The 25,554-nt window shown below is 62.3% G+C and carries 20 protein-coding genes and 2 pseudogenes; 10 read left to right on the top strand and 12 right to left on the bottom strand.

Features of this window, described 5'->3' with window-relative positions:
* Position 1: 1 nt before the first annotated feature.
* Together AC3IPP_RS16810 and AC3IPP_RS16805 are read right to left on the bottom strand one after the other, a co-directional pair.
* Positions 2 to 2,170, bottom strand: a complete 2,169-nt coding sequence (locus AC3IPP_RS16810; RefSeq protein WP_489149774.1) for a prolyl oligopeptidase family serine peptidase — start codon at positions 2,168 to 2,170, stop codon at positions 2 to 4.
* A 110-nt stretch (positions 2,171 to 2,280) separates the two neighbouring features.
* Entirely contained in the window at positions 2,281 to 3,084 is an 804-nt protein-coding gene (locus AC3IPP_RS16805; protein ID WP_087141488.1) for a potassium channel family protein, read from the bottom strand.
* Between the two features lie 49 nt (positions 3,085 to 3,133).
* Between AC3IPP_RS16805 and dapF the strand changes: the two genes are divergently transcribed.
* A complete protein-coding gene (dapF, locus tag AC3IPP_RS16800) occupies positions 3,134 to 4,024 on the top strand; it encodes a diaminopimelate epimerase (protein WP_489149773.1) in 891 nt (296 codons plus the stop codon).
* 100 nt (positions 4,025 to 4,124) lie between these two features.
* The gene (locus AC3IPP_RS16795; RefSeq protein ID WP_087141489.1) at positions 4,125 to 6,404 is read left to right on the top strand and encodes an NADP-dependent malic enzyme; all 2,280 of its coding nucleotides are present in this window, start codon (positions 4,125 to 4,127) and stop codon (positions 6,402 to 6,404) included.
* A gap of 79 nt (positions 6,405 to 6,483) precedes the next feature.
* Here AC3IPP_RS16795 and AC3IPP_RS16790 read toward each other — a convergent pair whose 3' ends face one another.
* The 4 genes and pseudogenes from AC3IPP_RS16790 to AC3IPP_RS16775 all read right to left on the bottom strand — a co-directional run bounded on the left by AC3IPP_RS16790 (position 6,484) and on the right by AC3IPP_RS16775 (position 12,029).
* Positions 6,484 to 8,163, bottom strand: coding sequence for an AmpG family muropeptide MFS transporter (locus tag AC3IPP_RS16790; protein ID WP_489149772.1), 1,680 nt, complete (start codon positions 8,161 to 8,163; stop codon positions 6,484 to 6,486).
* A 54-nt stretch (positions 8,164 to 8,217) separates the two neighbouring features.
* Positions 8,218 to 9,726, bottom strand: a complete 1,509-nt coding sequence (locus tag AC3IPP_RS16785; RefSeq protein ID WP_489151074.1) for a response regulator — start codon at positions 9,724 to 9,726, stop codon at positions 8,218 to 8,220.
* A 116-nt stretch (positions 9,727 to 9,842) separates the two neighbouring features.
* A pseudogene (locus AC3IPP_RS16780) lies at positions 9,843 to 10,541 on the bottom strand (ATP-binding protein); the annotation flags it as partial.
* Positions 10,542 to 10,568: 27 nt separating this feature from the next.
* The gene (locus AC3IPP_RS16775) at positions 10,569 to 12,029 is read right to left on the bottom strand and encodes a hypothetical protein (RefSeq protein WP_489149771.1); all 1,461 of its coding nucleotides are present in this window, start codon (positions 12,027 to 12,029) and stop codon (positions 10,569 to 10,571) included.
* A 775-nt stretch (positions 12,030 to 12,804) separates the two neighbouring features.
* Here AC3IPP_RS16775 and AC3IPP_RS16770 point away from each other — a divergent pair.
* The 4 genes and pseudogenes from AC3IPP_RS16770 to AC3IPP_RS16755 all read left to right on the top strand — a co-directional run bounded on the left by AC3IPP_RS16770 (position 12,805) and on the right by AC3IPP_RS16755 (position 16,391).
* Positions 12,805 to 14,304, top strand: a complete 1,500-nt coding sequence (locus tag AC3IPP_RS16770) for a Mu transposase C-terminal domain-containing protein (protein WP_489149770.1) — start codon at positions 12,805 to 12,807, stop codon at positions 14,302 to 14,304.
* The gene (locus AC3IPP_RS16765; RefSeq protein ID WP_489149769.1) at positions 14,304 to 15,194 is read left to right on the top strand and encodes a TniB family NTP-binding protein; all 891 of its coding nucleotides are present in this window, start codon (positions 14,304 to 14,306) and stop codon (positions 15,192 to 15,194) included. The genes AC3IPP_RS16770 and AC3IPP_RS16765 overlap by 1 nt, the downstream gene beginning before the upstream one ends.
* A gap of 21 nt (positions 15,195 to 15,215) precedes the next feature.
* A pseudogene (locus AC3IPP_RS16760) lies at positions 15,216 to 15,617 on the top strand (TniQ family protein); the annotation flags it as partial.
* 177 nt (positions 15,618 to 15,794) lie between these two features.
* Positions 15,795 to 16,391: a hypothetical protein gene (locus tag AC3IPP_RS16755; protein ID WP_489151084.1), complete on the top strand. Its 597-nt coding sequence runs from the start codon at positions 15,795 to 15,797 to the stop codon at positions 16,389 to 16,391.
* Here AC3IPP_RS16755 and AC3IPP_RS16750 read toward each other — a convergent pair.
* The 3 genes from AC3IPP_RS16750 to AC3IPP_RS16740 all read right to left on the bottom strand — a co-directional run bounded on the left by AC3IPP_RS16750 (position 16,388) and on the right by AC3IPP_RS16740 (position 20,224).
* Complete coding sequence (locus tag AC3IPP_RS16750; protein WP_489149768.1) at positions 16,388 to 18,127, bottom strand: hypothetical protein; 1,740 nt, start codon at positions 18,125 to 18,127, stop codon at positions 16,388 to 16,390. The genes AC3IPP_RS16755 and AC3IPP_RS16750 overlap by 4 nt on opposite strands.
* Before the next feature lie 26 nt (positions 18,128 to 18,153).
* Positions 18,154 to 19,479, bottom strand: coding sequence for a DNA damage-inducible protein D (gene dinD / locus AC3IPP_RS16745; protein ID WP_489149767.1), 1,326 nt, complete (start codon positions 19,477 to 19,479; stop codon positions 18,154 to 18,156).
* Positions 19,480 to 19,693: 214 nt separating this feature from the next.
* Complete coding sequence (locus tag AC3IPP_RS16740; RefSeq protein WP_489149766.1) at positions 19,694 to 20,224, bottom strand: transposase; 531 nt, start codon at positions 20,222 to 20,224, stop codon at positions 19,694 to 19,696.
* Between the two features lie 511 nt (positions 20,225 to 20,735).
* Here AC3IPP_RS16740 and AC3IPP_RS16735 point away from each other — a divergent pair.
* Positions 20,736 to 21,038 carry a type II toxin-antitoxin system RelE/ParE family toxin gene (locus tag AC3IPP_RS16735; RefSeq protein ID WP_489149765.1) on the top strand — a complete coding sequence of 101 codons (303 nt, stop codon included), beginning with the start codon at positions 20,736 to 20,738 and terminating at the stop codon, positions 21,036 to 21,038.
* Between the two features lie 44 nt (positions 21,039 to 21,082).
* Here AC3IPP_RS16735 and AC3IPP_RS16730 read toward each other — a convergent pair whose 3' ends face one another.
* The 3 genes from AC3IPP_RS16730 to AC3IPP_RS16720 all read right to left on the bottom strand — a co-directional run bounded on the left by AC3IPP_RS16730 (position 21,083) and on the right by AC3IPP_RS16720 (position 23,079).
* A complete protein-coding gene (locus AC3IPP_RS16730) occupies positions 21,083 to 21,343 on the bottom strand; it encodes a hypothetical protein (protein ID WP_489149764.1) in 261 nt (86 codons plus the stop codon).
* A 417-nt stretch (positions 21,344 to 21,760) separates the two neighbouring features.
* Complete coding sequence (locus AC3IPP_RS16725) at positions 21,761 to 22,699, bottom strand: ImmA/IrrE family metallo-endopeptidase (RefSeq protein ID WP_489149763.1); 939 nt, start codon at positions 22,697 to 22,699, stop codon at positions 21,761 to 21,763.
* Entirely contained in the window at positions 22,696 to 23,079 is a 384-nt protein-coding gene (locus tag AC3IPP_RS16720; RefSeq protein ID WP_489149762.1) for a helix-turn-helix domain-containing protein, read from the bottom strand. Before AC3IPP_RS16720 ends, AC3IPP_RS16725 begins: the two co-directional genes overlap by 4 nt.
* Positions 23,080 to 23,245: 166 nt before the next feature.
* Here AC3IPP_RS16720 and AC3IPP_RS16715 point away from each other — a divergent pair, with 166 nt between their 5' ends.
* The 3 genes from AC3IPP_RS16715 to AC3IPP_RS16705 are packed head-to-tail and all read left to right on the top strand — an operon-like array spanning position 23,246 to position 25,519.
* Positions 23,246 to 23,917: a multiubiquitin domain-containing protein gene (locus AC3IPP_RS16715; RefSeq protein ID WP_489149761.1), complete on the top strand. Its 672-nt coding sequence runs from the start codon at positions 23,246 to 23,248 to the stop codon at positions 23,915 to 23,917.
* Positions 23,892 to 25,079 carry a ThiF family adenylyltransferase gene (locus AC3IPP_RS16710; RefSeq protein ID WP_489149760.1) on the top strand — a complete coding sequence of 396 codons (1,188 nt, stop codon included), beginning with the start codon at positions 23,892 to 23,894 and terminating at the stop codon, positions 25,077 to 25,079. Before AC3IPP_RS16715 ends, AC3IPP_RS16710 begins: the two co-directional genes overlap by 26 nt.
* Positions 25,076 to 25,519, top strand: coding sequence for a ubiquitination-like system serine protease family protein (locus tag AC3IPP_RS16705; RefSeq protein WP_489149759.1), 444 nt, complete (start codon positions 25,076 to 25,078; stop codon positions 25,517 to 25,519). The genes AC3IPP_RS16710 and AC3IPP_RS16705 overlap by 4 nt, the downstream gene beginning before the upstream one ends.
* Positions 25,520 to 25,554: the final 35 nt, after the last annotated feature.

Genomic DNA, 25,554 nt, shown 5'->3' with positions numbered 1-25,554 from the left:
TTTATCGCTGCGCCGGCTGATCCATCAGCCGACGGGTCAGATAGGTGTATTCCAGCGCGATGCGGCGCGCCGTCTCGCGCAGGTTGGCGCCCGCCGCGTGGCCGCCGTCGGTGTTTTCATAGAAGAGCACCGGATAGCCCAGCGCCTCCATCCGCGCCGCCGCCTTGCGGGCGTGGCCGGGGTGGACGCGATCGTCCTTGGTCGAGGTGTGGATGAAGACCTCGGGATAGGGCTGGCCCGCCGCCAGACGCTGATAGGGCGAATATTCCTCGATCCAGGCGCGCTGTTCGGGGATGTCCGGGTTGCCGTATTCACCGATCCACGAGGCGCCGGCCAGCAGCTTGTGGAAGCGCAGCATGTCGAACAGGGGCACCTGGATGACGGCCGCGTTGATCAGGTCCGGGCGCTGGGTCAGCATGGCGCCCATGAACAGACCGCCCTGCGAACCGCCCATGATCCCGAGGTGCGGCTGAGAGGTGATCCCGCGCGTGATCAGATCCTGGGCCACGGCCTGGAAGTCCTCGTGCGCGCGCTGGCGGTTCTCCTGCTGGGCCGCCTGGTGCCATTTGGGGCCGAACTCGCCGCCGCCGCGCGTGTTGGCGATGACATAGACGCCGCCGCGCTCCAGCCACAGCTTGCCGACCGTCGGCGAATAGCCGGGCAGCAGCGACGACTGGAAGCCGCCGTAGCCGTAGAGCAGCGTCGGGTTCGAGCCGTCCATCGCCATGGCGTCCTTGTGGACGACGAAATAGGGGATCATCGTTCCGTCGGCCGAACGGGCCTCGAACTGATCGACGCGCATGCCGCTGGCGTCGAACTTGTCCGGCAGGGCCTTGGTCAGGGCGACCGCGCCGGTCGCCGCATCGGCCAGATAGAGGCTGGACGGATTCAGATAGCCGGTGACGCTGACGAAGATCTTGTCGTCGCGCTCAGACGCCGAGCCGACGCCGACCGAGACGTTCTGCGGCAAGTCCAGACGCGTGCGGCTCCAGTCGGCCGGGTCGTAGACATAGACCGAACCGCGCACGTTCTCGTAAAGGGCCACGACCAGCTTGTTGCGGGTGGCGTTGATCCCCTCGACCGCCTCGCGCTCGCCCGGACGCAGGACCAGGCGGGCGGGCGTCTTCGGATCGGCCAGCCAGGCCTGAAGCGGCCAGGCGATGACATCGCCGGTCTTGAATTCCTGACCCGACGGCGCGGTCCAGTCCTGATCCGTCGTCACCACCAACTGGCCGGCGACCAGGGCGTTGATGTTGGACTTGAGCGGCAGCTCCAGCTTCGTCGTCTCGCCGCGGTCATTCAGCAGCCAGGTCTCGCTTTCGTAGAAGTTGATCCCACGATTCAGCAGCACCGCCTGCAGCACGCCGTCGGCGTCGCGCAGGGTGTAGCTGGAGACGGAGACGTCGGTCTTCTCGCCCGCGAAGACCTCGGCCTGATCGGCCGACGGTCCACGCTTCAACAGGCGCACGGTGCGCGGATAGCCCGAGTCCGTCAGCGAGCCCTCGCCGAAGTCGCGCGACACCAGGACCGTATCATGGTCGACCCAGGTCACATCGCCCTTGGATTCCGGTAAATTGAAGCCGTCGGCGACAAAGGTCTTCGTCACCGTATCGAACTCGCGGATCGTCACCGCATCCTTGCCCCCGTCCGACAGGGAGATCAGGCAGTAACGCTCGTCCGGCGACAGGCAGGTCGCGCCCTTGTAGACCCAATTGGCGCCCTCGGCCGCCGACAGGGCGTCGATGTCCAGGATCGTCTCCCACTGCGGCGCGTCGGTGCGATAGGAGTCCAGCGTCGTACGGCGCCAGATGCCGCGCACATGCTCGGCGTCCTGCCAGAAGTTGTCCACGTGGCCATCGTGGGTGAAGCCGGGCGACGGGATGCGGTCGCGCGACTGCACCAGGTCCAGCGCCTGCTGGTGCAGGGCCTCATAGCGCGGATCGCCCTGCAACGTGCCCAGCGAGGTCTCGTTGTGCGCCTTGACCCACTCCATGGCGCGGGCGCCCTCGACCTCTTCCAGCCACAGATAGGGGTCGGTCGCCTCGCTGGCGGCGAAACCCGGAGCCGTCGAAGCGGCGCTTGCGGATACGGTGGCTTGGGCCATGGCGACGGGTGCGGCTCCGGCGGCGAGAAGAAGGGCGGCGACAGACGCCAGCGAGCGGATGGTCATGAGTGTCCCCCAACGGACGAATGTTTCGCGCGGCACCTTGGCGAGGGCCGAGGCGGGGGGCAAGCGTCTGTAATCTTACAGGCTTGTAATCTTTCGCCGCAGGGCGAGGCTCAATCGCCGTCGTCGGGGATGCACAGGATCTGGCCGCAGGCCTTGCAGTGGACGGCGTCGGGATCGTGCTTCTGAAGACCGCAGGTGGGGCAGGGGAACTTGACCTTGTGCGGCCGGATCAGCGTCTGCGCCAGGCGGATGAACAGGGTGATGCCCACCAGCATGACGACGATGGAGATGACCCGCCCCCAGTTGCCGGGCAAGGTGATGTCGCCGAAGCCCGTCGTCGTCAGGGTGGCGACGGTGAAATAGAGGGCGTCCAGATAGCCGTTGATGTGCTCGGCCTTGCCCCGGAAATAGGCGTAGACGAAGCCGGTCGTCACGAAGACGAAGGTGACCAGGGCGGTCAGGGCGCGCGTGACCTCCTCGACCCGCGTGTCGTCGAAACGGCGGCCGATGGTGCGCCAGAACAGGTCGCTGTTCAGCAGGCTCCAGAACCGCAGCAGCCGCAGGAAGCCCAGATTGGCCAGCCAGGCCGGGAACAGCAGGGTCGCCAGGACAAACAGATCGACCCAGACGATCGGCCGCTTCAGCCAGGACCGGATGTCGGAATAGGCGTAGGCCCGCGCCGCCAGGTCCAGCCCCAACACGGCGGCGATCAGATAGTCCATCACATAGAAGACCCAGCCCGCCTCCTTCAGGATCGGCGTCGCCAGGAAGAAGCCGATGATGGCCAGGTCGATGACGATGACCATCAGGCGGAACTTCACCGCCGCCGGCTGTGAGCCGTGATAGAGGTAGCGCAAACGCGCCCTCAGCCGCAGTCCGTCAGGCTTGGCGGTTTGGCTCTGGTCAGACGTCATCGCCGACACCGATACATGAACCGGCGAAAAATCCTATATGAAGACGATCATGAGCCAGCCCGCCCGCCCCTACATCCGCATGAACGGCGCCGGAAACGCCTTCATCGTCGTCCAGGCCTTCGAAGCGCCCTTCCACCCGACCGAGGACCAGGTGCGCGCCCTGGCCGACCCGGCGGCGAGCCTGGGCGGTTTCGACCAGTTGATCGGCGTCGAGCCGTCCGAGACGGCGGACGCCTTCATGCGGGTGTGGAACGCCGACGGCTCCATGGTCGAGACTTGCGGCAACGCCCTGCGCTGCGTCGGCTGGCTGCTGCTGGAGGCGACCGACAAGGAAGAGGTGGTCATCGACACCCTGGGCGGGCCGACGACAGCCCGCAGGGCCTCAGGCCGCGTCGGGTCAGGAGCTTCCGAAGGGCCGACGACCGCGGCCATCCACGAAGTGACGGTGGATATGGGCGCGCCGCGCCTCGATTGGTCCGAAGTGCCGCTGTCGGAAGACATGGACACGCGCGGGATCGAGCTTCAGGTCGGGCCGATCGACGCCCCCGTGCTGCATACGCCCGGCGCGGTTTCGATGGGCAATCCCCACGTCGTCTTCTTCACCGACCAACAGGACGACGCCTTCGTGCGCGGCTCCGGCTCCCTGGTCGAGCATCACCCGCTGTTTCCCGAGGGGGTCAATGTCGGCTTCGCCAACGTCCTAGATCGCAATCACATTCGGTTGCGGGTGTGGGAACGCGGGGCGGGCCTGACCCTGGCCTGCGGCACGGGCGCCTGCGCCGCCCTGGTGGCGACCGCGCGGCGCGGCCTGACCGACCGCAGGGCAAACGTGATCGTCGATGGCGGGACGCTTGTCATCGACTGGGACGAGGCGTCCGGCCACGTTTTCATGACCGGCCCGGTCGAGATCGAAGGGACGGGCTTCCTGCCCGCCGCGTGACGGAGAAACCACGCAATCGGCCTTGACCCAGCGTCAGCGGTTGTCCCCGTCCATCCCACGATCTAGGAACGAAATGCGCCTGCCCCTTCCCGAGATCGAAATGCCCGAATTGACCGATAAACAGACCTTCTCCGACGACGACGCTCTGGAGTTCCACAGCGATCCGACGCCGGGCAAGATCTCCATGGCCCCGACCAAGCCGATGGCGACCCAGCGCGACCTGTCGCTGGCCTATTCGCCGGGCGTGGCCGTGCCGGTCCTGGCCATCGCCAAGGACGTGGACAAGGCCTACGACTACACCGCCAAGGGCAACCTGGTCGCCGTCATCTCGAACGGCACCGCCATCCTCGGCCTGGGCAACCTCGGGCACATGGCGTCCAAGCCGGTGATGGAAGGCAAATCGGTCCTGTTCAAGCGCTTCGCCGACGTCGACAGCTTCGACGTCGAGGTGAAGACCACCGACCCGGACGAGTTCGTCACCGTGGTCAAGAACATCGGCGACACCTGGGGCGGCATCAACCTGGAGGACATCAAGTCCCCGGAATGCTTCGAGATCGAGGCCCAGCTGCAGGACCTGCTGGACATCCCAGTCTTCCATGACGACCAGCACGGCACGGCCATCATCTCGACCGCGGGCCTGATCAATGCGGCCCATATCGTCGGCAAGAAGCTGGAAGACCTCAAGGTCGTCCTGTCGGGCGCCGGCGCGGCGGGCCTGTCGTCCATCGCCCTGATGAAGGCCGCCGGCGTCAAGGCCGAGAACACCGTCATCTGCGACCGCCAGGGCGTCATCTACAAGGGCCGCGACAACGTCTCGCAGTGGCAGGCGGCGCACGCCACCGACACGCCCCTGCGCACCCTGGCCGAGGCCATGGTCGGCGCCGACGTGGTGCTGGGCCTGTCCGCCAAGGGCGCGATCTCCAAGGAAATGGTCGCCTCCATGGCGCCCAATCCGATCATCTTCGCCATGGCCAACCCAGACCCGGAAATCACACCGGAGGACGTCAAGTCGGTGCGCTCGGACGCCATCATCGCCACCGGCCGCTCGGACTATGTGAACCAGGTCAACAACGTCCTGGCCTTCCCCTATCTGTTCCGCGGCGCGCTGGACGTGCGCGCGCGCCAGATCAACCACGAGATGAAGATCGCCTGCGCCCACGCCCTGGCGGCGCTGGCCCGCGAAGACGTGCCGGACGAAGTCGCCGCCGCCTATCGCGGCCGCAAGCTGAAGTTCGGCCCGGAATACATCATCCCGACCCCGTTCGACCCGCGCCTGATCTGGTACATCCCGCCCTTCATCGCCCAGACGGCGATGGACACCGGCGTGGCGCGCAAGCCGATCGAGGACATGGACGCCTATCGTATCGCCCTGCGTCAGCGGGTCGATCCGTCCGCCGCCCTGATGCAGAAGATCCAGGCCAGCGTGCGCTCGGGTCCGAAGCAGCGCGTCGTCTTCGCCGAGGGCGAGGAGCAGGTCGTCATCCGCGCCGCCTGGGCTTTCAAGCAGGCGGATCTCGGCACGCCGATCCTAGTCGGCCGCGAGGAGCTGATCCGCCAGAACGCCGCCGAGGCCGGTCTGAACTTCGATGATCTGGGCATTCAGATCATGAACGCCCGCGTGTCGGACCGGAACGCCGAATACGTCGACTGGCTGTACGCCCGCCTGCAGCGCCGCGGCTATCTGCGCCGCGACGTCCAGCGCATGATCAACCAGGACCGCAACTACTTCGCCGCCGCCATGGTCGCGCGCGGCGAGGCGGACTGCATGGTCACCGGCGTCACCCGCAACTTCAACATGGCCCTGAAAGAGGTCCGTCGCGTCCTGGACGTCACGGACCGGATGATCGGTCTGTCGATCCTGCTGGCCAAGGGCCGCACCCTGTTCGTGGCCGACACCTCGATCCACGAACTGCCCAACGCCGCCGAACTGGCCGAGATCGCGGTCAAGGCCGCCGCCACGGTCAAGAAGCTGGGCCGCAAGGCGCGCGTGGCCTTCCTCAGCTACTCGACCTTCGGCGACCCGCCGGGCGATCGCGGTGAGAAGGTGCGCGAAGCCATCCGCATCCTGGACTCCATGGACGTGGACTTCGAATACGAAGGCGAGATGCCGCCGGCCCTGGCGCTGAACTCCGAAGCCCGCGCCAACTATCCCTTCATGCGCCTGACCGGCGACGCCAACGTCCTGGTGATGCCCGCCATCCATTCGGCGGCCATCTCGACGCGTCTGGTGCAGTCGCTGGGCGGCGCCACGGTGATCGGCCCCCTGCTGGTCGGCTTGGAGAAGTCGGTGCAGATCGTGCCCCTGGGGGCCTCGGTCGGCGAGATCATCACCGCCGCCACCTTCGCCGCCTATGCCGAAGGCGTGGAAGTCGAGGGTTGATCGCCCGCTCGATCGCGACGACGTCGAGAGGCGGCCTCCGGGCCGCCTCTTTGCGTTCCAACTCAGGGCGTTTCAGCCTCTAGACGTCGAGGTTGAGACGGCGGCGCTCCATCGTCTGGCGCACCCACTCCATCGCACAGAAGATCACCGCCACCACGCCCAGCCAGGCCGCGATGACGAACATGGCCGCATAGCCCTGACGCTCGATCAGTTCGCCCAGGGCCCCGCGCCCCAGCGTGCCGATCAACAGGGCCAGTGAGGTGAAGACGGCGAACTGCACCGCCCCGAACATCTTGTTCGACAGGGCTGACAGATAGGCCACGAAGGCCGCGCCCGCGAAGCCGCCGGCGATATTCTCGCCCGCGATGGCCAGCATCAGCCGCGCCAAGGGCTCGCCCACCCCGAAGGCGCCGAACAGCTTGTAGAGGCCGGTCACGCTCATGAAGCCCCCGATCACCGGCGCGCCCATAGCCAGGTCCATCATCAACAGATTGGTCGCCGCCGACAGGGCTGCGCCCAGCAGCAGACTGGCCATTCGCCCGATGACCAGCAGCGCCCACCCGCCCAGGGCGATGCCGACGATGGTCATGACCACGCCGAAGGTCTTGGACGCCAGGGCGATCTCGGTCTTGGTGTGGCCCAGCGCCCCGCCCGTGTCCCCCATGTAGAAGGGGAAGGCGAACGGGCCCCAGACGCCGTCGGTGATGCGATAGGTCAGGATCAGCCCCAGAACGATCACCGCGCCCCAGCCCAGACGGCCCATCAACTCGACCAGCGGAGCCAGGATGGCGTCATACAGGGTGTTTGCGAGCGCCGGTCCCTGATCGACCGCAGGCACGGCCTTCGCCTTGCCTCCGCGCCAGACGATGATCCCCGCCAGGACAGCGGGCAGGATCACCGCCATGCCGACGATCCACGGTCCCCAGACGGCGGTGAACTCTCCGGCGCTAGGCGCGGGCTTGACGGTCAGGGCCGTAACCATGAAGCGCACCAGCATGAAGGCCGCCCAGGCCCAGGCGGCCAGGGTGACGGCCAGGGCGGTCATCCGCAGGCGCGGCGAGCCGATGCGTTCGCGCGCAATGGCGGCGCGCGGGGCGGCCTTGGGCTCGGGCGCGATCAGCGTGCCCAAAACACCCAGCCCCATCAGCCCGGCTCCGATGACGAAGGTCGCCGACCAGCCCAGTTGATCGGCGAGCACCAGGGCGCCCGCCCCGCCGACCAGGGCCGCCGTACGGAAACCCAGTTGATAGACGGTCGACAGCAGGTCCACCGGCGTCCGCTCGTCGGCCACCTCGATCCGCCAGGTGTCGATGACGATGTCCTGGGTGGCCGAGGCGAAGGCGCCCAGGGCGGCGGCGCCCGCCAGCACCACAATGGCGCCCGTACCTGGATGCGACAGGGAGATGGCCAGAAGCGCGCCAGCCAGCACGATCTGGCACAGGATCAGCCATGACCGGCGCCGGCCCATCCGCCCGATCACCGGCGGCGTCAGCCCGACTGCGGGCGACCACAGGAACTTGAAGGCGCCGAACAGCCCGACCCACGACAGCACGCCGATCGTCGCCACCGACACGCCCGCATCCGACAGCCAGGCGTTCAATGTGCCGAACAGCATGGCGAAGGGCAGACCCGCCGAGAAGCCGAGCAGCAGCATGGCCAGGGTCCGCCGCTCGCGAAACGCCGCCTTGAGCACGCCCAGCCCCTTGGGAGACGGCTGCAGCGCCGCGACCTCGGAAGCGGGCGTCTTGGAATCGGTCATACATGGCTCCGGCGGGGCGCCGCCGGGCGATACGGACGACGGACTACTGGCAGATCAGGAAACGGCGACCTTGGCGCGGTTGGCGGCGTTCGTCCAGCGGGCCAGGGCGACGCGTAGAGCGTCCGCCTCCAGCGGCTTGGCCAGATGATCGTCCATTCCCGCCTCGAGACAGACCGCGCGATCCTCAGTGAAGGCGTTGGCGGTCAGGGCGATGATCGGCGTCTGGTCTCCCCGTGCGCGCAGCGCCCGTGCCGCCCCCGGCCCGTCCAGGCGCGGCATCCGCATGTCCATGAAGACCAGATCGAACCGCGCCGCCTTCAGGGCGTCCAGCGCCTCCTGGCCGTCGGCGGCGGTCTGGACCACGCAGCCTTCGCGCCGCAGCAGGGTCTTGGCCAAAAGGGCGCCGACCGGGTTGTCTTCGACCAGCAGCACCCGCACGCCCTTGAAGGCCACATGCGCCACGCGATCGTCATCGCCGGGCCGCACCGGCGGCGCAGGCAGGCCCCGACGCGGCGCGGCCGCCGCCAGAACCCGCTCAGCCAGAGACTCGCGGCGCAGGGGCTTGATCAGATAGCCGCAGAAGCCCGCCGCCCGATAGCGGCTGATCAGGTCGCGTTCGGAGGGGCGCAGAAGGATGATGGCCTGGCCCTGGCTGGGCCGAGCCGCCAAGGCTGCACCTTCGGCGCCCGCATGGTCGATCAGGGTCACCCCGGCCTGACGTGCGAGCCGGCCGCCCGAGGCCTCGATCTGATCGGTCGCCGCCCGGCGCACGAAGGGGTCCGGCGTGCGGATCGCCACGGCCAGCCCGTCCATGGGGCGCGTGCGCGCCTCGGCGTCGACCAACACCGGAAACTCGGCTTCAAAGCGAAAGCGGGCGCCGGGACCGTCCGGTCGGTCCTCGACCACGGCGTCGCCGCCCATGGCGCGGGCCAGCCGCTGCACCACCGCCAGGCCCAGCCCCGCCCCGTCGAACCGGGCGGCGTCCGAGACGTCGGCGTGGCCGAATTCTTCAAAGATGCGCCTGCGCGCCGCTTCAGGCACGCCAGGGCCGGTGTCGTCGACGATGAAGGCCAGACGCGCAGGCGCCCCTTCCATGCGTTCGCCGACCGCCTCAACCGCCAGGCGCACCCCGCCCCGGTCGGTGAATTTCACGGCGTTTCCCGCCAGGTTGAACAGGATCTGCCGAAGGCGGCCCTCGTCCGCGATGACGTCCGGCGCGTCAGCGGCCACCGACCAGACGATCTCCAACCCCTTGTCGTGCGCGCGCGGGCTGAGCAGTTCGGCCACGCCCCGCACCAGGCCTTCCAGGTCGACCGGCGCCGGATCGAACTCCAGCGCCTCGGCCTCCAGCCGGGCGTAGTCGAGCAGATCGTTGACCAGGCCCAGAAGATGCTCGGCCGATTTCTGCGCCGCCTCGGCATAGGCGCGCTGGGCGCCGTCCAAACGGGTGCGCGACAGCAGGCCCAGCATGCCGATCACCCCGTTCAAAGGCGTGCGCATCTCATGGCTCATCAGCCGCAGGAACTGCTGCTCGGGCGAGGTTCCGTCTGTGGGCGCCCCCATCGGCGTCGAAGTCGCCGTCGCAGCCTGCTCGTCTTCAGGCGCGGCAGGAAAAAGATCGCTCTGCGGCGACGGCTTGCGACGGGTCTGTCCCATAAGGCCACGCTAGGGCCCAGGTGTTAATTCCAGACGAACGGCGCTTGCCCCGTTCCGCTCTCCTGAACCGGGAACAGAGACCGGCGGCTGGCCTGGCGATCAAAGTCCTCATGGGCGCCGACCGTGCTGCGTCGATACATCAGCGCCTCGGCCACATGGCGGCGCAACACCCCGTCGGCGCCGTCCAGATCGGCGATGGTGCGCGCCAGACGCAGGGTGCGCGTCCAGCCGCGCGCGGTCAGCCCTCCGGCCTCTCCCGCTTTCATCAACAGGGCGCGCCCCGCCTGATCCGGCGCGGCGAATCGCTCCAGCGCCTCACCCGAGGCCCGGGCGTTGAGGGCCTGCATTCCTGTCAGCCCCGCCTCGGCCATGCGGGCCTCCTGCATCTGCATGGCGGCGGCGACGCGGGCGGCGGCCTCGGCCGTGCCCTCGGCCGGGGCAGGCAGGATCATGTCGGCCGCCGTCACAGCCGGGGTCTCCACCGTCAAATCAATGCGGTCGAACATCGGGCCGGAAATGCGGTTTTGGTAATCCTTCTGACAACGCGGGGCCTTGCCGCAAGCGCCCCGCCCAGGCCCGCCCAGACCGCAACGACAGGGGTTCATCGCCGCCACCAGCTGGAACCGCGCCGGATAACGCACATGGGCATTGGCGCGCGCCACGACGATCTCGCCCGTCTCCAGCGGTTGGCGCAGGCTGTCCAGCGCCTGGGGCGAGTATTCCGCTGTTATGGCGCAAACACACCTAGGTCATGGCAGCTTGCTGGCAGAGACTTTGTAAGTGCCATCAACCAGATGGATTCTACGAGTTTTTCGGAAATCCGCATCCTTCTTTGCAACCGCTTGAAGGCGGTCCCATGCGTTTCCGATCTTGCCGACATCGATCAGGACATAGTGACCGAGAGACGTATCTTCGGCGTCCATATACGCTTTCAATTGCTTCTCATAACCCTTCACGACACTGCTGTTGGTAGACAACTTGATCTCCACAACGACCTTGTCGGCACCATCGGAGAACTTGAAATCAACTGGCCCTGCTCCAGCATCTGACTCAGGCGAGATATCGAGGTCGTTGGCTGCACAATAGGCAGTGGCTATCGCCTGGAAGAGAAGCTGAGCGAATCGCTCTGGCCGAGGCTTCTGATCGACATAGAAGACCCGCCACATTCGCTGGGTTTCGACAGCGAGGGTGAACTGTTTGATGATAGCCTCGCATACCGCGTCGATGCGTTCGACGCGGGAAAGCTTGGGATTATCCTCAATCTTGAGTTTGTTGATGGCGGTGTAGTTTGAAGCGAGCGATCTCCACGCCACCAACCCTTGTGGGTCTTGATATAGGTTGTAGGGAGCCTTCTCGGCCAGCTTAAGGAGATCAAGGAAGGCTTGGAAAGCTTGTGCAGTTTCCAGGGCCTGAGCGGAAATGCGCTCTTTGTCCTTTTTGTGCCGAATCTTGAAGACTTCCCCGATATGCGCATTCACCCGGTCCCGAAGGTCTGAGTTATGCTCTGCCATGCCCGCAAGACCCAAGGGGTCGCTCATTAGCGGAAGGTGTTTGAGGATGTCGTCGGCCAACAAGATAATTGGCGATCCAGGAGCGTGAGGGTTTTCAGGAAGAACAGCCGTTTCGCCTTTGAGCGTGAACTTCCTCGTTGGCACTTTGATCCCAAGTTCTTTTTCGATCAGCGCCAGAACACGTTCATTGAATTTCAGGATGCAAGGCAAAGTGATGTTTGTGATCATGTCACTGATCAAATCGGGGCCGACGCCGTCTTCAAAAAGCGGCAATGAAGAGAACATTTCAGGGTCTTTTACCCCAAGTCTAACTACCCCCTGAGCCCAGCTAAGTGAGCGAAGGGATTTAGTTTTTCCAAACGCTTTCCCGTGATTTGTTGAGTTCGCGCTGTATCCAAGGCAGGTTCCACCCATCCCTTTTGCTTCACTAAATTTAAATTTATTTAGCGCCGCTACCCACGCCTTGTCACCAACATTTTCAGATATGAGAAGTAGTCTTAAAATTTCAGAGAAATGTGCCTCATATGCTTCAAAAGCACACTCTGAGAATTCCTTGTGATTGCTATGAGGCAATAAGAATGGGTCGATAAATAGAGGCGAATCTACATCGAGCGTTGGATTGAAGATGCCCTTACTCTGTAGCCAAACTTCATCGACACCGAATTTATCCGAAAATGTCAGGCCAAATGCTTTTGCCATTGCGCACCATGGGTAGACGCTTGCGCGTCGCAAGCTTTGCAGCAGCTTAGTCGACCCGTCGCGAATTGGCGAATCGGCGTTCTATATGAATTTCATTCGCGAATGGCGACGCGAACCCGGTTCGCGTCGCCAAGCAGGGAGGAAGGACTAAGGACGGACGCTGATGCGCGTCTCCTCATGAGGTGTGGCAAGCGCGGGAGCACCAGTAACAGCCGTTAGCGCGACGATAATAGCGCCGAGCCTCGGTGACGGCAGGGCCGCAGCTAGTGAAATCGCCCAAGTAGCGCCTGTTGAATTCGCTAGGAAGATAGCTGCACGACGAGGTGTGGACCTCATTGTCGCCGTTCGGTTGAGCGTTGGTGTTAACGTAGTAGCGCATTGATTTTCCTTGGCGGAATCATTCCGCCGAATGAATTGGAAGTCGACGGCCTGCTCACGCAGGCCGTCGATGAGTTCGTTACCGGCGGGCTGGGGAAGTGGGTCGCCCTGGGAAACTGGGCGGCCCGATAGGCCGAGTTGGAATGGACGGACCCGCCGGCCGGTTCGGGACGGACGGAATGATCGGACGTTGAGGAATCTCCACCATCATCGCCTCCCTTTAGCGGTCGCTATTGGGCGTGCGGTGGGTCGGCTTCCACGTCGATCCTGGCGTGGTCGTCGGAGGCAGGCGATGGTTGTCCGGCACGGTCGTGTAGTTAGGCCGGGTGCCGCCGCGCGGGCCGATTTCTTGGAAGATGCCGCCATTACGGCCAGTGTTCGATCCAGGCTTGTACGTTTGGATGAGATCACTGAAGCTCTAATGCAGGAGGTCATCAGAAAACACTACCTCCAGCGCAACCAGCCGACCGCTACAACCGTCTGGACGGAGCATATGCTTCCCGCCTTCAAGGACGCGCGAATTGCACCGCCCGGTCGTGCGACCTTCTTCCGTCGTATCGAGGGCATGGACCCGTTGGTGGTGACTGAGGGTCGCCACGGAAAGCGAGCAGCCCGTGAGGCCAAGAAGCGGCTGATGGGTGCCTATCCGTTCGCAGAAACACCGCTCAGTTCGGTTCAGATCGACTACTGGCAATATGACATCGAGATCGTCGATGAGGTGACGCGTCAACCGATCGGCCGCCCCTGGCTGGCCATGTGCATCGACACATTCAGCTTCATGCCGACTGGCTACTATCTGTCACTGGATCCGCCCGGTGCATCAAGCGCCGGCATGGCGATATTCCACTCCATCAGCCGCAAGGAGAAGTGGCTCGCGAAGTTGGGCGTGGACATGAACTGGCCCGTCTGGGGCGTCATGAAGATGATCCATGCGGACAACGCCAAGGAGTTTCGCGGCCAGATGATGCAGAGGTTCGTCCGGTACGCCCAGACGAAGCTCGTGAACCGCAAGGTCAAGACTCCGCGCTACGGCCCCCACATCGAGCGGTACTTCGGCAAGCTCGCCCACAGCGTGAAGCACCTTCCCGGCGCGACGGGATCAAACATCACGGAACGGGCGAAGAAGCTCGACCCTCGCAAGACGGCGAGCCTGACGCTCAACGAACTTGAGCTCTACCTCCTGAGCGTCATCAAGGAGCACATCAACACGCCCCGCAAAGAGCTAGGTATGTCTCCGCTGGAGAAGTGGAAATCCTTCTTCTTCGACCGGGAAACCGGCCGTCAAATCCAGAAGCTCCCTGCCGAAGGGGATGACCTCGCCAGGATGCGTAAAGAGCTTTTGCCGATCACGACGCGCAAGCTCCAGCATTATGGCATCCAGTGGGACAGCCTCCACTATGATTCCGAGGCGCTGGTCGTGATCCGTCAGCGTCACGCCAAGACACCGGAAAAGGACTTCATCGTTCGCCGTGATCCTCGCGATCTGTCGGAGGTTTATGTCTGGGACGAGGACGGCAAGGTCTATCTCACCGTCCCGCTACGCAATCCTAGGGGCGTAGCTATGAACATCTGGGAGCACCGGGCGGCGAAAAAAGAGGCTCAGGAGAAGGGCACCCCCCGGCCGGATGAGAACGACATCTTCGACGCTCACAGGGAGCGAACCGAACGCAACGCTCGCGTCACGGCGGCAAGGAAAGAAACGCTCCGTGTCCGCCGCGCCAATCAACAGAAGAAGGAGCACGCCGTCAGCAAACAGCGGCAGAAGGCTGTTATTGAGGCCGCTCAGCCCAATCCGAAGCGTTCGCCCGCGGTAATCTCCAGCATTCCGCCTCGGTCGATGCCGCCTGTCGCGCAGGCGACGAACGACGATGATGTTTTTGATGATCTCGATAGCTGATGACTGACGTGCAACACGACGAAGGCACCCATCTGACGGAGAGGACGAGGACGTACCTCGCCACGCCCGGCGAGGGTCGCATCCTCGATAACTGGGAGGCGATCTGGATTGGCCACCATGACGCCAAGCTGGTTCATGGCCGGCTAGACCGGATGCTCAAAACGCCCCCGTCAGACCGCCCAAAGAACCTGCTGGTGTTCGGAGAATCCAACGTCGGTAAATCGACCATCCTCAAGCGATGGGCCAAGGCCACGAACGAGAGGGCCGCCGCTACCGCCGAGGCCCAGGATCCTGAAACGATGGGAGAGTGGGCCGTCGTGCCGGTAGTAAGGGTTCAGACCCCTCCCAAGGGTGACGAAGGTCGCCTGTATGACAACATTCTTCGGGCGATGGGCTTCCCCTTGCCGATCAGCTACTCGCCGTCGGCCAAATGCCAAACCGTGCTCAAGCTTCTGGCGAACAATCAGGCCAAGATCCTGATGCTCGACGAGTTTCATAATGCGCTGTCGGGCCGGTTCGATCAGCGGCTCCATTTCAACGTCGTCATCAAGAACCTGACGAATGAGGCGGGCATTCCTCTCGTCGTCGCCGGGATCGAAACCGTCGAGCTGGTGTTCCGCAAGGAGGACCAGCTTCATCGTCGATTCACACGGATCAAGCTGGAGGCGTGGCGCGATAACGAGGATTGGCGCAAGCTGCTTCGCAGCTTCGAGCGCCTGATCCCTCTCAAGCACCCGTCATTCCTGGCTCAGCCCGAAATGGCGACAACGCTGTATGAGGTGTCCAGTGGTCGAATAGGCGATCTTTCCGACGTGCTGAGAGAGGCCGCGATCCAAGCCATCCTCTCAGGCGAAGAACGGATCACTCCAGACATGATCCAGGCCCTCTAGACTGATGTCAGCGGCATCGTCATGACCGACGACGTCGCATTCCAGCCTTATACGCCTTGGCCGTTTCGTGGGCGACCTCGACCTGACGAGCTGTTCTCGTCTTGGTTCCTGCGCGCGGCGCACGCCATGACGATAAAGCCCTATGCCCTGGGCCATATATCTTGGCGGTCAACCCCTCCGCCGCTCACGCGCGACATCGATGGGTGCGCAGACGACAATGTCATCGCCACGATGGCCAGGGCCACTGTCACACCTCTGGAGCAAGCTCGTCGAACCCTTCTATCGGCCTATGAGGGGTACCTTTTTGAGAAGTGCCAGCCCCTCGGCCGCACGACCTGGATACTGCCGATAGGCGTGCGCGCGCGGCGGCGACACCACCCTGGCCTCCAGTTTTGTCCGGCCTGTATGGAAGCGCGTCCCTACTTCCGCCGCCTATGGCGGGTTGCCTGGGCCACCGTATGCGTCGAGCATCGACTAAGGTTGCTGGATCGATGTTCCCAATGCTCAACGGTCCTGGCACCATTTCAGGCTTCCAACCCATTCGTTTGTCATCACTGCAGCGGACCCTTCTCTGCCAATGAGAGACGCACCGCCAACGACTTGTCCGTCACGTTCCAGATCCAGCAGGAAAAGTTCCTGGCCGATGGATGGGCTCAGCTCGGAGATAGCTCTTTCCCCTACTCGGTGCAGTATTTTCAGACCGTGCGCCATGTCGCACGCGCGCTGGCAATGGGCCCTCGTTCGGCAGCCTTTCGCGCCGCGATCACGGCGCGATGGGGCGGCGATGATGCGCCGTTCCAGCCCTCACACCTTCGCGAAATTGAGGGCTTGGGAGTCGATGATCGCTACCGCCTTTTCGATCTCGTGGCTCGGACAATGCACGATTGGCCGCACAGGTTCGTTGAAGCCGCACAGGCGGCCAAGCTGTGGAAATCATGGGCCATCCGTGACGACCCTTGCCCTCCCTTCGCCTATGCCGATCTCGTATCATTGCAGTTGGGTCGGTCCAGCTACAGTCCATCCGTCGAGGAGGTGCAAAGCGCCGCCGACTATCTGCGACGCCGGGATCCGACCTTCACCCGCAAAGACCTCATCCAGCTATTAGGCGACAGCGAAAACATCGCAGTTGTATTCAGGCAGGAGCGCCGCAGGCGGCGCGGCCTCTTCATGGCCGCAATCAGACGCTCCCTGACCTAGTCATCGGCATCGACTAGGCGGGCGCCGCTGCTGAGCGCAGTGATCGCGCCCACCAAATGCACCCCGTAGGCTGAGATATCCCTGAACCACACGCCTTTGCGCTCCAACTTGATCATTGGATACTCGCCGGTCGCCTGTCGCCAGACCCCGCGCTCCGCAGCGTTCGCCGCTAGAATGGATTCGATGGCGACATAAGGTAGTTCAGACCGCAAAGGCCTCATCAACAGGCCCAGAGCATGGCCCTCCTTCCGCTGACGCTCCGCGTCAATGACGTAGATGCGCCCGGTCGGCGTGGTCACGCTCATGACCAAGGCACGGCGCAGGCGGCCACCGTTGCCAATGACCGACCAGGTGAGTGGTCGGCCGCGGGCCTCCGGTGGGTAGCGATGCAATCCATCGATAGGGTCAGCGCCGCAACCGAACGGCGGCGAGACGATCTCACACGGCCAGTCTCGTTTTGCCGCTATTCGTTCAAGGGCGTTGCGCGTGGCGGTTAGCAGAGCATCCGCCGCGCGGGGCTCGTCGTCGAAATCGACGACCGAGCTCTGGAAGGATACCCCTACGGTGCCTCTTTTCCCTGCGGGCCAGTAGGTCGAGCCCATCTCGACGGGCTCGTCATCCTCAGCCTCGATCGGCACCGTGGATTGCCGGCCAGTCGCATCCGCCACGATGTGTTCCAGATCGAATCCGGACTCATAGCTGGTGTGCCCGCCGTTCAGCGCAGTTGAACTCAAATTCGAGGCTGGCGCGTGCTCGGAGTCTATCCTGAGGTGCTTATGGACCGTGTCTGGAGACTTGACTGAGATGGGCCGCCTCGTCTCGCCCGGTTCCAGTTCTCCCGCCGCGCCCGGAACCTCGACGATGATCTTTCTAAACGCCAGGGGAGGAGGTTTGATTGAGCGGATGCGTGTGATCATCCGTCGCCGGCTCGGCTCGCGAGCCGGGTTCTCGCTCGTGACTCGTGTCCATGCCGTCTCGACCGTCCAGCGTGTCGGCTGATCGAACGGGAAGATGGTCGTGGGGAACAGCGGGCGCCGGTCCGTCAATGAATTCTGCTTTGATGCGAAGACCTGCATGAATGCTGTCCGCATTCTGCCATTGGTCAGGATCCGGGCGATGATCTCGGCCTCCCGGCGATGTAGAGCGCGGTGCGCCTTGATCCGGACGGTTTCCGGGTCGGAAGGGTCACGACCGCTGGCGTTGATGTCGAAGATGGCCCGGCGCTCGGTTGGCCAGAGATCGACACCGCCCTCAATGGTCAGTCGCAAGAAGTCTGTTGTGGGGCCGAAGACGGCGCGGATCAGCTCAATCGCCGGCACAAAATAGGTTTGGTCCCCGGTCCGGATGCGCCAGGTCGGCGCGGCTTGAACGCCGGTGGCTGGATAGACCGGCCGCTCGCCGGCTTCCCAAACCATTTCTCCGAGCCTGTTCGTCGGCCAACCATCGAGAGCAGGTACGTCGATAACGACAGTCTCGAGCCGGTCATCAACAGCGGCAGAGGCACCATTGATCCAGCGGCTTCCGATAGGCAGGCCGGCGATATCCCCAAGCGGACGATACAGCTCTCGGGTCTTCGGCGGTTCGGAGCCCCGTCGCCAATCTGCCTCGGCCAAAAGCAGGTTGACGCCCTGCCCCGCCTGAGAATTTTTAAGCTCGCCATACATGATGATTTCCCAAGGCCTGTTGTCTTTTGGGAAGGCTGCGAAGCTGTGATTAATGGAGATTGTACTGCGCATGGACAATTCGGAAATAGATCAAACAATCATTTCGAGAAATATTCTCTGACGAACGCGAGACCTTTCGGAGTAATCTTGAATCCACCGCGAACGTCATCGGCGTATCCTTGGAATATGAAGTTGTTCTTCGTGTTCTTATGAGATTTGAGATTGCGGACGATCTGGGAGAACTTCGAATCCTTGCGGCTGGCGTTTGACGCCATGTGGTCATCAGAGAGGCGGATATACTCTGGCACACGGTCGATCAGCGCCGAGGTGCTGATCGCTCCGCCTGGTTCGACCGACATGATGAGAAGGGCGTACTTCCACAGATCGCGGCGCAGATCGATTTCGACCGGGTCCGTTTGCTTGGGGCCGGCCAATGGCTCGGCAATGCGCTGTGCAGTCGGGATAGCGCGAACGCGCTGGAGCTTGCGTTCCTGAGCAGCGATTTTCTTCACGTCGTCGGCGACGGGAAGATCCTCAGGCATGATGCCGCTGAGTTCCTTTATTGTCTGACGGACTTTGCGACCCACTTCGTAGTGAGCTTCACACGCGGCCTCTTTGCCAACTACGGCGCCGCTGCGCAGCTTCTCTTCAGTCTGAGTGATCCGGAAGAGGTTGGCTGCAAGTTCGGTACTGCCCATGTGATCGAGAATCTGGGCGCTCGCATGCAAGCGCTTGTGGACCCTGATCTCTTTGGTTCCACGGCCGCCATAGAGACCCTGATAGCCTCTGTTGTGGAACCTGCCGAAATCGCGCCCTTCAACTCCCACGGCTTGGGCCGCCCTGGCCAGACGGGTGTTTTCTGCGACAACCTGGTTGCGTAGGTACAAACGCTTCTGGTTTTCCGACAGTTCGTCGAAGTTGACGCCATCGCGGTCGTTCAGTTCCTGGCGGCGCGTCTGTATGGCGAAATAGGTCTGGGCAAACGCAACCTGCTTTAGCCGAGCCGAAGCGTTCTGGGCTGCGAGGTAGCAGGCGTACCGGTCCAGCATGACATCGCCGATGTCTCGAGCAGCACCTGATCCGAGCGACACCATTTTTCCAACTCGGGCAAAATGGTCGTCAGGATCGTGGTCCGCCTGCTGACAAGCTGTCTTGGCTCGCTCGATGACCTCTTCAAAACGATCCCATCGCCTGTAACCGAGCAATGCCTGTAGGTCGCGCGCGTACCACCACTTGTCGCCTCGACCGTTATCGTGGCCAGCGTTTTCAAACTGATCGATCAGCGCCTCGATGCTGTCGATGCTCGACTCTGAGCTAGGATCGGCCTGAGCCTGAATCTCGTCAGGATTAGTCTGCGCAATGCGCGCCAGCGCCTCATCGAATCCGATATCGAGATGCAGGGCGTCGTTGATCGGCGAGCTCATGCAAACACTTCTCCGGTTTGGTGCGGGCCGGAACGCGAAGGAGTGAAAACGGCGGGGGAAGGAGGGGGCTCCTGGCTTTTCCTGGGGGCGGGGAGTACCTCGGGCGGCTGCGAGAAGACCATTGTCGCCCCGTCACACGGCGCGCCCCAGCTCGACGGGACCATTTCTCCCGCTGAGGAAATATGGTCAAGCGGGACGTCACCGGTTCCCAAAATCATACCACTCCTCCAGTCAGCCGGGCGTTGCGGGCCGACGCAGGCGCAAACATTTCCGCTACGCGGCGAAAATGATCCCCTTCACCATGGTCCGACTGACCCCCAATCACACCTGTTGCTTCCAGCGGTCGATTGAACGACGGCGTCTCGGCGGCCTTGCGAAGGCGCTGCAGCATATGAGCGGCGGTCTTCTGGGAAACTCCGACAACCTGGGCCAGCTCCGGTGCCGTCACGCCACGCGAGCTTTCCGTAACCATCTGGAGCGCTGCCAACCAAGCCGCGAGGCCGAGCCTGCTGTCCTCGAAGATCGTGCCAACCTTGACCGAAAAGCGTTGTCGACAGGCCCCGCATTTGTGGGTGCGGTTGTCGGCGAAATGATAAATCTGCGACGAGCCACAGCGGGGGCAAAAGGCACCATGCTTCCATCGTATCGCTCGGAATCGTGCCACCGCCGATTCTTCAGAGAGCGCTGGTTTGGATGCGGATTGCGCTCTCACATCTGCCCGGATCAAGGAATCAGACTTTGCCATACCTCTATGTTGCGCACAAATCAGATTGGGTCAAATTGCTTCCAGCCGGGCGCGCCTATCTGGCCCTGCTAGGCTGAATTACAGCTCGAGATTCGAACCGATCGCACCACTCTCTTGTAACGACCAAGCTCGCTGTCCCGCGCTCTGATTTTGGGTAGCGCTCGCAAATTGCGACTAGCGATCGGTGTGCAATGCAGCCGACTGAATATTGCCCGAAAGGCAGCTCCTGCTGGGCGACAAGACGAGCCAAACACGAACGCCACAGTTCCGCACCAGGTACCGCGCAAGCGGAAACCTTGACAAATGCTTTATCAACTGCTAAGCTGTGAAAGTCTGCGACTTTTATTGGCGCAAGCAGACTTGCCCTGGCATTTCGCCTTGGCAAAATCGTAGCCAACCTTTGCAACGAACAAGCCCAAAAGGGCGCACTGCGAAGTCGGGAGTTTGGGTCTTCTGTAGCTGGATTGACCCTAGTTGCCCGTCCGGACCGGTGTCAAGGACAATCTGCTCAATGAATAGCCTGGAAGAATGGGGGCTCTTTTGGTCCCCGGATGCGGTCGATGACCGAGACAACATGACGAAGTATTACGCTATCGCTAGCTCTGCGGCCGCGATCAGCCTCAACGAAGACCTCGAAGAAGCGGGGGGTATGCTGCAATCCCACCCCCATTCCGGGCGTCCGGGTCGCACCCCGAACACCCGAGAAAAGGTTATCCGAAACGGGAAGGTGATTGTCATCTACCGCACGGATGATATCGCTCAAGAGATTGAGATCATGAACGTCGTCAGTTCGTCTCAGCAGTTCCCCAAGTAGGGACTGATAGCGGTGGGGGCGCTAGTCGCCCCCACCATTCCTCATCACTTACGTTTCCACTGAGCAAAACGAGCTTCTACCTCGGCCGAGGTCAATCGCTGACCAGCATCCAACGACTTAGCAGAGCGCTCGACCTTAGCTGCCAGCCACTCATCGTAGCCCTCTTCCGGGATTTGCTCTTGGACAAAATCTCTCATGTGCATCCTCAAAATCTGAGAGGCGTTTAGGTCACGCGACTTGGCTATGCGCACAAAATCGTCTTTTAGCGCTTGGTCCACCCGAAACGTGAAAGACACATCACCCATCGCAGCAACACCTCTCCATCTGTATTTTGCACATACAGCGTGTGTGCAGGGCACATTATATAGGCCTTTGCACCTCGAATGTCGAGGGGTGCATTTCCCTCATATGCCTGATGGCAGACAGCGCCAAACCAACTTGGCGCCCCACCAAATTCATCGAAAATTGCGGCAAAGCCAAACAGGTCTCAGCTTTCCAGGCGAATGGCCGCGGAGCTAGCGAACGCTATCCATGAACACGCGACGCTTTCCGCCGGAACCAAACAGCTGAACGCGGTTGTGCGCGAAGGCCAAGCGCGACGATCTAAACGGTAATGAGGCCGCTGAAGAAGCGGCACGGCAAGCGCCAGCTATAAGCTCATCGAGGCGTGGAGCGGAGCGGAGCGGAATATGGAATTTGCTTTATTGCACCAGACACCCTGCCTACGTCATCGCACCATAGCCTACTGGAACGATGATTGATCGCGCAGTGAGGGTCTTTACGGCATGTATTAGAACAAAGACCTGATGCGTCTGGGTGAACGCTTCGGCAATGCACTCATGGACGTCACCGTTTCGGTCTACGAGCGTAATTTCCCGCTTTCCAGACATCTTACGTCCGCCGATTGGCACCATCCCGCCAATCGGAGTGTCGGGTGTGAAATAATCTGGCCACTGGATCTCGCCGAAAATTTCGGTGAACCGCGAAGACGCGCAATGCCTACGAAGGCTTGCGCGGAATCCATCGCCAGCGAGAAGCTCCGGCGGATTCAGCACGACGACGGCACACGCCCGCCAGTTCTGCGTAACGTAACGCCGCACAGACGCGTAGATCGAAGCGCCATAAGTCTTGCTAAGATTAACCGGCACGAGAATCCCGAACTCCTTCTGCTCCGCCTCGACCGTAAAACCGTCGAGCTGAAACAGGACTTCGGAAGCAAATACATTCGCTTCTCGGTCGAACTGGTCTGCGAGCTGCGGATGAATTGTCTGCTCGCAGTCCTCGACGACGAGGTACAGATCGCGTTGCCAAGGCAGGAATGCGTGGCCGGTCTCGTGTAGTCGGATAAAGGTCTGCTGCACCACATGAAGCGTACGGTCGATAAAAACGAGACGTGACCGAGCGTCAAACAGACCCATGACTTTGCTCAGCGCTGATTTCAGCGCTTCGGGAATCGCTGAGACTTCACGGCGAATTTTGGCGATGAAGCTTTCGTTGAGGACGTCCTCTTTGACCTCCTCAACCTTCGCGACAGCCATGATGTCGTCGATGGGGGTGGGAAAGCGACCGAGAGCGCCCGCCTCACGAAGGGCACGCTCGGCTGCAGAGCGGACCTCAGCATACTGACCAGGCGTCAGACTACTATCGTCCGGCTTTCTCACATCTTCGCTTTCTGCATGCGTAAAAACGACAAGTACTTTAGAAGTTCTAATTCTTCGGCATCAGTCAGATTTTCAATAGCGAAAGTCGCTGCTCGTCCATGTTTTACACCATCTTCCCGCGAGGTAGTTGGCGAAATGTATCCTGCCCGCTCCATCAACGTCGAATAAGGCACTTCATACACCCTCGCCAAATGATGCAGCACATTCGGAGAAGGCTTCGCGATCTTGCCATTCTCAAGTTGGCTTAAATAGGCATTCGACACTTCTCGGGCGGTAGCCTCTTCGACATCGCGAAGACTCATGCCTGATCCGGCACGTAGGGCCTTTAGATAGACACCAAGATGCTCGCCCGGTTTTCGAGTCTCATTTTCATCACTCATCGGTCCTCCTGCCAAAGGCTTCGACCGCCGAGCCATTAGGCTCGATGGTGAACCGATTATATCCACCATGCTAAGAACATCAAGCTTGCAAAGTCAGCGCTTGACATTCTTAGCGCGCCCACCATTCTAAGCGACAGGGCATTCCGCCCTGGCGAAGGAGGGCTAGATGGCCGACCGCGACAACAATAAGTTCCGTTTCGTCGTGAACGGGACTGACTACGAAACCCGTGACAAGGTCGAAGACGGCCGGGGCCTACTGCAGACGGCCGGTTTCGACCCGGCGAGTGACCACGTGCTGATCCAGCTGATGCGGCCGGGCTCCAAGTCGATCGGCCTGGACGAGGACGTCGATTTGGGCGAACCGGGGCGCGAGGAGTTCCGAGCATTCCATTCCGACCGCGCCTACAACTTCGTCGGCGACGAGCGTGGATACGAGTGGGGCGCGGCGTCGATCAGCGAAGCTGACCTGCGCGACATCATGGGCGCGCAGCCCAACAAAATCCTGATACTGGAACGGGAGAAAGATTCCGATCTCGAGATCGAGCCCGGCACGAGCGTCGAGCTGAGCGCCGGCGGCACCGAGCGCATCCGCTCGGAGCGTCGCCGCTACCGCATCATCGTCAATGCTCGCGAAGAGACGGTCAACGCGGACACGGTGAACTACGCGCAGCTAGTGGCGCTCGCCTTCCAACCGGTACCCACCGGCCCGGACGTGCTCTTCACCATCACCTACAGCAAAGGCCCGAAGGAGAACCCCAAGGGCACTCTGCCGGAAAGCGGCTCGGTCAACATCAAGAACGGGATGATTTTCGTTGTCACGCAGACCAATCGCTCGTAGCGCCGATCTATCTCGCCTGCTGGCGGACGGTTACCACGTAACCGTCCGCCACGCGCACCTCGTCGTCAGCAACATTCCGTACGTGAATGAGAGGCGGGAGGTGCAACGCGGCACGCTCGTCATGCCGCTGACCCTAGCGAATGACATGACGGTGAACCCGGTCGAACACACGACCCACTTCATCGGTGACTACCCGTGCGACCAACACGGCAAAAACCTGACGGCGATCGTCAACAGTTCGGGCACGTTCGATCTCGCGTCCGGGCTCGTCGCCCAGCACTACTTCTCGGCCAAGCCGCCCAAGCAGAAGTACGACGACTACTACGAGAAGGTTGTGACCTACGGAGCGATCCTGAGCGGACCGGCTTCGGTACTAGAACCCGGAGCGGTTCCCAACCCGGGCGGCTTCGTGCCCTCGTCGGAGGACGGGGATTCGGTGTTTCATTACCTGGACACCGCTTCGCCCCGGGCCGAGATCACGGCGATCACCGCCAAGCTGGAACGACGCAAGGTCGTCATCATTGGGCTGGGCGGCACGGGCGGTTACGTACTGGATCAGCTGGCGAAGACCCCCGTCGAAGAAATCCATCTCTACGATGGCGACGTCTTCCATCAGCACAACGCGTTCCGTGCGCCGGGCGCAGCCTCGGGCGAAGATCTCGATGCGCAGCCCTTCAAGGTGCACTACTTCGCCGGCATCTACGCCAAGATGCGCCGGGGGATTAAAGCGCACCCTGAGTACCTGGACGCCTCAAACATTGATGCGCTGAGGGACGCGGACTTCGTCTTCCTGTGCATTGACGACGGCGAAGCGAAGGCGTTGATCGTCGAGCGGCTGGAGCAGTTCGGACTGCCCTTCATTGATGTCGGGATGGGCATCTATGCCCGGGACGGCATGTTGGGCGGGGTGGTGCGCGTCACCACCAGTACGCCCACAAAGCGGGAGCATATCCGCCAGCGCGGGTTGATTTCGTTTGCCAACCCCGAGGGCGAAGACGACTACAATCGCAACATCCAAGTGGCCGACCTGAACGCGCTCAACGCGATCCTAGCGGTCGTGACCTGGAAGAAGATGTGGGGCTTCTACGTCGATTTCGGGCGTGAGCGGCACAGCACCTACACGATCGACACCAACGAACTGACGAACGACGAGAGCGAATGAGGACGAACCGGAAGATCAGTCGCGAGTTCGTCGACTTCATCCCGAGGGAGATGGAGGCGGACACGCTCTATATCGCGATGGAGTTCGCGACTGCCTCGCACCGCTGCTTCTGCGGCTGCGGTACAGAGGTCGTTACCCCGCTAAGCCCGGTGGGATGGCAGCTCTATTTTGACGGAGAGGTGGTATCTCTGACACCGTCGGTCGGTAGCTGGAGCTTGCCGTGCCAGTCGCACTACTGGATTCGCCGGGACGGGGTCGAATGGGCCGGTGAAATGTCGCCCGAACAGATTGCACGTGTCAGGGACCACGACCGACGAGACGTCCAGCGCCACTACGGTACGGCACCCGCCCCGCCCGCCCCGTCGTCCGCGCCGGAACCGGCACCTATGCTGCCCGCCAAAAAGGGTCTGTGGGCTTGGTTCGGAAGCATCTTCCGCTAGTGGTTACGTTTCCAGAACTCCGGGCGCACGCGCGA

This window comes from Brevundimonas sp. KH_060 (genome assembly GCF_057838275.1).
The sequence above is the reverse complement of the archived record's forward strand: the minus strand, read 5'-3'. Positions and strand labels throughout refer to the sequence as shown.

Excerpts from the sequence above, each read along its gene's own strand:
- AC3IPP_RS16810 (WP_489149774.1), bottom strand. The coding sequence starts at position 2,170 with ATGACCATCCGCTCGCTGGCGTCTGTCGCCGCCCTTCTTCTCGCCGCC.
- AC3IPP_RS16805 (WP_087141488.1), bottom strand. The coding sequence starts at position 3,084 with ATGACGTCTGACCAGAGCCAAACCGCCAAGCCTGACGGACTGCGGCTG.
- dapF (WP_489149773.1), top strand. The coding sequence starts at position 3,134 with ATGAGCCAGCCCGCCCGCCCCTACATCCGCATGAACGGCGCCGGAAAC.
- AC3IPP_RS16795 (WP_087141489.1), top strand. The coding sequence starts at position 4,125 with ATGCCCGAATTGACCGATAAACAGACCTTCTCCGACGACGACGCTCTG.
- AC3IPP_RS16790 (WP_489149772.1), bottom strand. The coding sequence starts at position 8,163 with ATGACCGATTCCAAGACGCCCGCTTCCGAGGTCGCGGCGCTGCAGCCG.
- AC3IPP_RS16785 (WP_489151074.1), bottom strand. The coding sequence starts at position 9,726 with ATGGGGGCGCCCACAGACGGAACCTCGCCCGAGCAGCAGTTCCTGCGG.
- AC3IPP_RS16775 (WP_489149771.1), bottom strand. The coding sequence starts at position 12,029 with ATGGCAAAAGCATTTGGCCTGACATTTTCGGATAAATTCGGTGTCGAT.
- AC3IPP_RS16765 (WP_489149769.1), top strand. The coding sequence starts at position 14,304 with ATGACTGACGTGCAACACGACGAAGGCACCCATCTGACGGAGAGGACG.
- AC3IPP_RS16750 (WP_489149768.1), bottom strand. The coding sequence starts at position 18,127 with ATGCGCAGTACAATCTCCATTAATCACAGCTTCGCAGCCTTCCCAAAA.
- dinD (WP_489149767.1), bottom strand. The coding sequence starts at position 19,479 with ATGAGCTCGCCGATCAACGACGCCCTGCATCTCGATATCGGATTCGAT.
- AC3IPP_RS16740 (WP_489149766.1), bottom strand. The coding sequence starts at position 20,224 with ATGGCAAAGTCTGATTCCTTGATCCGGGCAGATGTGAGAGCGCAATCC.
- AC3IPP_RS16735 (WP_489149765.1), top strand. The coding sequence starts at position 20,736 with ATGAATAGCCTGGAAGAATGGGGGCTCTTTTGGTCCCCGGATGCGGTC.
- AC3IPP_RS16730 (WP_489149764.1), bottom strand. The coding sequence starts at position 21,343 with ATGGGTGATGTGTCTTTCACGTTTCGGGTGGACCAAGCGCTAAAAGAC.
- AC3IPP_RS16720 (WP_489149762.1), bottom strand. The coding sequence starts at position 23,079 with ATGAGTGATGAAAATGAGACTCGAAAACCGGGCGAGCATCTTGGTGTC.
- AC3IPP_RS16715 (WP_489149761.1), top strand. The coding sequence starts at position 23,246 with ATGGCCGACCGCGACAACAATAAGTTCCGTTTCGTCGTGAACGGGACT.
- AC3IPP_RS16705 (WP_489149759.1), top strand. The coding sequence starts at position 25,076 with ATGAGGACGAACCGGAAGATCAGTCGCGAGTTCGTCGACTTCATCCCG.